Annotated in this window: 5 protein-coding genes and 1 pseudogene; 1 reads left to right on the top strand and 5 read right to left on the bottom strand. The window is 49.3% G+C overall.

The features are described from left to right. The first annotated feature begins 185 nt into the window (after positions 1–185). Positions 186–1,079: an alpha/beta fold hydrolase gene (locus tag POG22_RS12605; protein ID WP_498905621.1), complete on the top strand. Its 894-nt coding sequence runs from the start codon at positions 186–188 to the stop codon at positions 1,077–1,079. A gap of 508 nt (positions 1,080–1,587) precedes the next feature. On the opposite strand, the gene POG22_RS12600 is transcribed toward POG22_RS12605, so the two are convergent. The 5 genes and pseudogenes from POG22_RS12600 to POG22_RS12580 form a co-directional block, all read right to left on the bottom strand. Beyond that, positions 1,588–2,226 (bottom strand): Uma2 family endonuclease, encoded by a 639-nt coding sequence (locus POG22_RS12600; RefSeq protein ID WP_498905619.1) that lies wholly within the window; start codon positions 2,224–2,226, stop codon positions 1,588–1,590. A 186-nt stretch (positions 2,227–2,412) separates the two neighbouring features. Then, on the bottom strand, positions 2,413–4,071 hold the full coding sequence (locus tag POG22_RS12595) for a formylglycine-generating enzyme family protein (protein ID WP_498905617.1): 1,659 nt from the start codon (positions 4,069–4,071) through the stop codon (positions 2,413–2,415). Then, complete coding sequence (locus POG22_RS12590; protein WP_498905615.1) at positions 4,071–5,222, bottom strand: hypothetical protein; 1,152 nt, start codon at positions 5,220–5,222, stop codon at positions 4,071–4,073. The genes POG22_RS12595 and POG22_RS12590 overlap by 1 nt, the downstream gene beginning before the upstream one ends. Next, the gene (locus tag POG22_RS12585; RefSeq protein WP_498905613.1) at positions 5,212–6,273 is read right to left on the bottom strand and encodes an AAA family ATPase; all 1,062 of its coding nucleotides are present in this window, start codon (positions 6,271–6,273) and stop codon (positions 5,212–5,214) included. Before POG22_RS12585 ends, POG22_RS12590 begins: the two co-directional genes overlap by 11 nt. Beyond that, positions 6,258–6,869 (bottom strand): annotated as a pseudogene (locus tag POG22_RS12580) (hypothetical protein); the annotation flags it as partial. The gene POG22_RS12585 and the pseudogene POG22_RS12580, both read right to left, overlap by 16 nt. Between the last annotated feature and the right edge of the window lie 177 nt (positions 6,870–7,046).

Here is a 7,046-nt window from a genome sequence, read left to right as displayed (position 1 = left end):
AGTAGATTATCAGGTACGGTAGGGCATACCGAAACCTCCTCTGTAATGGGGAAAACGTCTGGGGAGATAAACCCCTCTGGTACTTATTGGCAACAATGGGTAGTAAGGGTTGTCGCCGAACCAGAAATCTAGAACCGTGAGCTCTGGAGAATCTCCACGCCTTCAGGCTGGGGAGTATGTCAACCGTGTTACCTGACGTTTTACCGCCCACTGCTGCCGCACTCACTGAAGCGACATCCATCGAACAAGCTTCGCATATCCAGCGTCTCGATATTGCGACACCGTTACGCGATCGCCCCGTTCCGACAACTTACGTCAAACGGGGAACGGGAGGGACGCCAATTTTACTGTTACACGGTTTCGATAGTTCGGTGTTGGAGTTTCGACGCCTGCAACCGCTCCTCGCCTCTCACCGGGAAACCTGGGCGGTGGATTTGCTCGGTTTTGGGTTTACCGAACGGGGCGAAGACCTTTCGTTTTCCCCGTCTGATATCGAAGCGCATTTGTACGGGTTTTGGCAAGCGGCGATCGCTAAACCCGTCGTTCTCGTGGGGGCGTCGATGGGGGGTGCGGCGGCGATCGATTTCGCTTTGACTTATCCCGAAGCCGTCGAAAAACTCGTGTTACTCGACAGTGCGGGGATCGGTACGGGGCCGGTCGTCGGCAAATATCTGTTTCCGCCGTTAGACTACTTCGCGGCTGAGTTTCTGCGTCGTCCTGGCGTTCGCAATAATATTAGTTATACGGCATATTTCGACAAGCAGTTTAATTCTGAAGATGCCCGCTGTTGTGCGGCGTTACATTTAGAGTGCGATCGCTGGAATCGAGCGTTAATTTCGTTTACGAAAAGTGGCGGTTATCCCTCGTTCAAGTCTCAACTTCCCGATCTCGACGTTCCGACATTAATTTTGTGGGGCGAAGACGATAAAATTCTAGGAACAAAGGACGCTTCTGAATTCTATCGTTTGATTCCGAATAGCAAACTGGTTTGGATTCCCTGTTGCGGTCACGTTCCTCATTTGGAACGACCGAATACGACAGCTCGCCGAATTTTAGAGTTTGTTGAGTTCAAAAAATAGAACGTTTTTCGCTTTTTAGAATTTTTTTTAATGTCAAAAAGGTAAAGTGTAATTTATAAAATATCAACTAATTGGGTCTTCGGGATATGAGGTGATAAGAGAAAGTTATCAAACAAAGCAAGATAGAAAGCGCTTGCGTATATTTTCAAAATTCATAAAGCCATAAGCTTGACGCTTTATCAGTTTGAGACGATTTTAATGACCTCCATTACACCATTGGTGGTTCGGATCGAGAAATAAGGCTCTTCCGAACTTACTATGCAAGAAATCGCTGAAATCCTTACAGGAAAAGAGTTTTTGCTAAACGGTATAAAAAGTCCGCTCAAATCGCGAAATTCCTTTCCAGATATAGACTACAAGCATTTACCCTACACACCAAGGTCGGAAGAGCCTAAATTTTAATACATATTTAGATGAGCTTACCCTGCTTCGTTCCACCCGTGGACTGAGCGAAGCCGAAGTCCAACCTACCCAGAGCTTCGTGTTTTTATATCCATTGAGACGCACCCTATAAATTTTCCTGCACCCAATTTCTAAACGATTGAATCGCTTGACTGCTGCCAGAAATTTGACTTTGCTGGACGTAGCGATTCACTAACTCGATAATGGGAATATCGGGAAAAATTAGACTCGAATTCGATTCGATATATTCTCTGTTTTGCAAAACGCTAATCTGTAATCCTTGTCGGGAATATCGCCAGAGTTCTGGAACACCTATAACTTGGTAATTGTCCAACTGGGTTCGGTAGGTGATATCGATTTCGACGGCTAAGTCTGGCGGCGGATCGGTTCTGAGATCGAGACGCTTTTTACCGATGACTGCTGCTTGATTTTGAATGTAAAAACAGGCATCCGGTTCTACGGCTCGATTCATGCGTTCGTTTTTTAAAGTGGTCGAACCCAAGGAGTCGTAATTTAAACCTCGGATGTTTAATAGAATTTTAATGATATCGCTAATTATTTCTTTTGCGTTTTCATGTTCGGGCAAGGGAACCATTATTTCTAATAAACCGTTGCTGTAGGAAAGTCTCGAAGCGCGATGTTCTCCGAGTTCGGAGAGGATATTTTCAAATTGCTTCCAGTCAATATCTTCGAGCAATAATTGATGTCCGGGTTGAACTTTTAATTGTCTTAATTCGAGTAACATGGTTTTCTGAAATCCTTGAAAGCTAGGGGTGGTGTGTTCTGGCAGGTTTAACCTTTATGCTCAAAAGCAAAGAGCGATCGACGCCGGAACACACCCTACTCTTCTTACAAAAAGGTGATTTAAAAAAAAATTAAAGCTCGCTCCGCTCGCTTAGGGAAAAGGGCAAAAGGGCAAGAGGGCAAAGGGCTAATAAAGAGTCCGCGCCACGGAGCAATACAGGCGAAAACCGTACCAGTAGTTCCGAATGACCGGGTAGTTCTTGAAGCGAACCGCAGAACGGCAAAGCACCGGAGGGTTGCTCCAAGAACCACCACGCAGGAGCTTAAGATTTTCTGCACGATCGCTATTTTCTTCCTCATTTTCTGTATCACTATCTAAATCTTCATTTTCGTTTCTCTCGGTTTTTGTACGTTTATCTAAATTGCTTTGGCTTTCTGTACGATTATCATTTTCTATCCAAGCACTTCCATCCGTTGGCGCTCCCGTGTAATTGTCGTGCCAGTCATCCTCGCACCACTCCCACACATTACCGTGCATATCGTACAAGCCGAAACAGTTCGGGGGAAAACTGCCCACGCGAGTTGTTGCGTTTGGAAAGTTCCCCTTCCGCTCGTGAGCGTAAGTAGGGCTTCCGTAGTAGCTTGCGAGTTTTGTCGTTATCGTTTCGCCAAAGTGAAACGGCGTTATCGTTCCCGCTCGACAGGCATATTCCCACTCCGCCTCGCTCGGAAGTCGGTAATTGCGTCCTGTGGCGATCGAGAGCCGTTTGCAAAACTCTTGCGCGTCGAACCAATCCAAAAACTCGACAGGTCGATCGTCACCTTTGAAATACGAGGGATCGAGTTCGAGATCTCGATCGACCTTTGGCCATCGCGCCACGGCTCTCCATTGTGCCTGAGTCACGGGATATTTCCCCATGTAGAACGAGGGAACCGTCACCTCATGCTGCGGTTGCTCGTCCTCATGCCTTCCTTCTTCCTCTTCCGGCGAACCCATCACAAAGGTTCCACCGGGTATTTCAACCATGTCTAGTATGACGGCACTGTCCAACATTTCCGTGAAATACCATGCCGAGTGCTGTTCTTGCTGGACGACTTTTCCCTTGCGATCGACCGTCACCACCTCAAAACTAAAGCGTTTCTTCGGAATCGGTTTAGGAGGCAACGCAATCTCGACCCCGGCCACCGCCACCGTATTTCCATCAGAGCGCAACGGTGCAAACTGCTGTTCCGCCGCCAGTGCGTCGCCGCGCAAAGCGTATCCCATGCCGCGAGAGAGGGTCAGCAACGGCTCGAACCCCGCTTTCACCAACGGATCGGCCAGGGTTTCCACCAGGGACGTGACGCGCAACCCATCGGACGATCGCCGAGACTGAATCGATTTTCGCAGGGTTTCGGCGAGTTCTTTCGCCGTTGGTTCCGGTTCCAAATAGGCCAACGCCGTCCAACGCTGTCCCCACTTCAACCCGCGCACGTCCGTTTGAAAGTGTCGCTGGAGGTATGTCAACAAAAACTGCGAGAGTTGCCGCAACCGCTCTTGTCCGTAACGAGGATCTTGGGTGAGGCGATCGAGCAACACCCAACGCACCCAGCGATCCATTTCATAGAGTTCGTCGCGCACCTCATGGCACAAATTCGACAGCAACAAATCCGCCACCGCTCGCCAAGGAACGCACAGCGGCGGCTCAAAAGGATAATCCCGCAAGCGATAGAGCAAATCCGGGGTTAAGGCCAGGGGAAACGCCGCGTGACAGGCCAAGTCAAAATGTCCCGCAGAAAATCGCCGTCGAAACGATGCCACGCGATCGATCGCTTCCCACATTCGGGGGTCTTGTTGCGTCTCCATCACGGCCGACCTCCTCGCAACACACGCACCGCCGCCTCAAACCCCGCGCGATCGCTCGGAAACATCGACAGTCCCTCCGTGGCGGCGATCGCTCCGGCAGTGGTTTCGTGCCAATCGTCTTTCGGAAATGGATTTAGCCAAACCACCGTTTTGGCGCGAGTTTGCAGCGTTTCGATGACTTGTCGCGTTTCCCGAACTCGCCAAGTCAAGAAATCCCGCCGTCCCGCTCCCCCATCGCTGAAAATCAGCACCGTGGTTCGTTCGGGATGCCAAGACACCGTGGCGCGATCGAGGGGTACATCCGTTTGAAACTCCGAATCCATCGACAGCCAACCGTTGGGAACGTTATGAAAATAATACTGTCCCTCGGGTGCGAGACAACCCGTCTGGGTTGCCGTGGCCACCAACTGACGCGCCAAGACGTGAAATGGCTGCATCGACCCACCCCAATCGAGGAGAAGCACCAGGGGACGGAGTTTCACGCGACGGGGTTTGAGAATAGGAACCACGAACTTACCCCGTTCTCGGGTACTGTCGATCGTTGCGGCGATGTCGAGTTCCGTGGCGATATCGTCGTCGGCGGTATGTCGCAAAGTGTACCAACCCCGTGCAAAATCCGCCGCCGTAGCGGGTAAGTATTCGTCCTCGATTCCGCAGGGTCGAAAGGAAGTCCACTCTCGCGATCGACCTTGGCGAACTGCACTCACGAGGTCTTCTTCAAAAACGGGTTCGTCGGACAGTTGGATTGAAGGCTGAATTGAAGGGGGAAATATATAGTATTCGTTCGTATCTTCCTCAGTGTCCGTTGTCGCGTCGGCGGGTGGGATGCGATCGATCGTGGGTTCTTCGCCAGTTTCCCGTTCGGGTTTGGGTCGTTGGGGTTTCGGTTTCCGCGAAGGTCGTTTCTGTGGCGTTTCGATCTCGGGAAACCCAAACACATCCTCAAAGATAGACTCAAACTGTTGCCGCTGCGACGCCGATTTCACCCAGAGGGTTTGACAGAGTTGCCGGAAACTGGCTTGCGTCGGGGGGTAGACTTGAGTTTTGAGCGCCTCAAACAGTAGGAGATAGTCCGCCGTTCCCAGGGGAAACCCGGCTTCTCGGAGGCGATCGAACAGCAACCTTAGAGGAAGATCGGCTTCAGTCGTCATCGTCTGTACCTTCTTCTTCCATATACTCCACGATCGCGCGATCGTCCTTCGTTTTAATCAAAGTGTTGGCGTAAGGAAGTTTTTGTTGCTTCAGCAAGCGATCGAGTTCTGCATCTCCCGATGCGTACAGTCTAAGCGCTTCTATCCAATCGAGGAGTTCGCTCGTACTCACTTTTTTCCCATATTCTCCCTTTTCCTCTTCCATCAACCGACGCAGTTCGAGAAAGCGGCCAAGGGTGCGATCGAGTAGTTCCCACTTCCACAACTTGCCAAACCGAGATTCGACAATTTTTTTCAAGGCTTCCTCAGAGGGAAACTCGATGTAGTGGTACAGACAGCGTCGCAGGAACGCATCGGGAAGTTGCTTCTGAGCGTTACTGGTGATGAAGACGATCGGCGCGTAATCGGGATTGGCGCGAACTTCTTCGCCGGTTTCCATCACGACGAACCGCTTTTCCTCAATTTCCAACAGTAAATCGTTGGGAAAATCGGGGTCGGCTTTATCGATTTCGTCGATGAGAACCACGGCACGTTTGGGGGTTTGAGGGTGGTTGGATTCTTGAAAGGCACGACCGAGAGGCCCCCAATGTCGATACGCGGAGTGTTGGCGATCGTTCAACCGCTGACGAATTTTATATTCTTCTTGAGGGTCTTTGGTGGGGATTTGCGCGTCGTACAATCGTCGCACGGCATCGTAAGTATAGAGTCCGTCACGAGAGCGATCTGTAGATTTAACAGACCACTCGAAATAAGGCCAGCGATCGGCGTTAAGATACCGTTTACCCAGTTCGTAAGCCACTGCACGCGCCAATTTAGTTTTTCCACATCCGGGTTCCCCTTCCAGCAGTAGCGGACGTTTGAGCTTAATGGCTAAGTTGACGGCTTCGATTAACCCTTCACTTGCCTCAGCCAGGTAAGGATACAGTTCTTCGTTTCTGTCTGGATTTCGCTCTCGCGGTTTGGGTTGATACTTGAACTGTCCGGTAAATTCTATATTTTTTAAATCTAAACGTTCTGACGAATTTGATTGAGTCTTTAAAGTTTTATCCATCGATCTTGATGCTCCTCCCATTTTAAACCAAAGAGTTCGTAGATTGCAAGAAGTGTTTGGTATGGATTGCCTTTAGAAATTTGCCAAACTTGCTCTACAATTTGCTCGATCTCTCGATCCATTGCAGCAGAATCGATCGACGCACTCAAGGCACAGACTTCTGGTCGCCGAAACCAGTCTTTTAGGTCATCGCGATCGAAGCACTGGGTAATCGGCATTTCGTAGATGCGATCGCTCTGCCAGTTGGCTCGATCGATGTCGTCAAACGGGCAATAAATCGGGTTGGAGCGATCGAGCGATTTTGACTCTACCCAACATAACAAAAGCTTCGATCTTCGGGATTTCGATCGATATTCTTTTTCAAGGGGTTTCCAAAAGGTTTTGATGAGCCGGTCTCGTTCCTCTGGTGTCCAGCGATCGATCCCGTGAAAGGTTAAGCAAAGGTCGATATTTTCTCGATCGATCTTTTGACAAATAGCTCGAACGATTTGTGTTGTGGATTTTTTGATACGAGTTCCACCTTTCAACCGCAGGCGATCGAACAGTATTTCTCGAAAGGTCACGATATCTCTCGGCATCGAGTCGCTATCTAAATAAAAATGGCTCTTCCGATTTTGTTATGCAAAAAAATATTAATTTAACCCCAATTTCGATATTTGAAATTCAAAGCCGAAATTCTGTAAAGCTTGCAGAACTTGACATAGAGCGATCGATTAATGTAGAATAAATTTAATTATTTAGACTCGATTTATAATCGAAGAACTTAGATGCCT

The organism is Geitlerinema sp. CS-897 (genome assembly GCF_028368005.1).
GTDB lineage: Bacteria > Cyanobacteriota > Cyanobacteriia > Cyanobacteriales > Geitlerinemataceae > Baaleninema > Baaleninema simplex.
The sequence above is the reverse complement of the archived record's forward strand: the minus strand, read 5'-3'. Positions and strand labels throughout refer to the sequence as shown.

What these genes read in the sequence shown, in the direction of transcription:
- POG22_RS12600 (WP_498905619.1), bottom strand. Translation starts at nt 2,226, where the DNA reads ATGTTACTCGAATTAAGACAATTAAAAGTTCAACCCGGACATCAATTA.
- POG22_RS12595 (WP_498905617.1), bottom strand. Translation starts at nt 4,071, where the DNA reads ATGGAGACGCAACAAGACCCCCGAATGTGGGAAGCGATCGATCGCGTG.
- POG22_RS12590 (WP_498905615.1), bottom strand. Translation starts at nt 5,222, where the DNA reads ATGACGACTGAAGCCGATCTTCCTCTAAGGTTGCTGTTCGATCGCCTC.
- POG22_RS12585 (WP_498905613.1), bottom strand. Translation starts at nt 6,273, where the DNA reads ATGGATAAAACTTTAAAGACTCAATCAAATTCGTCAGAACGTTTAGAT.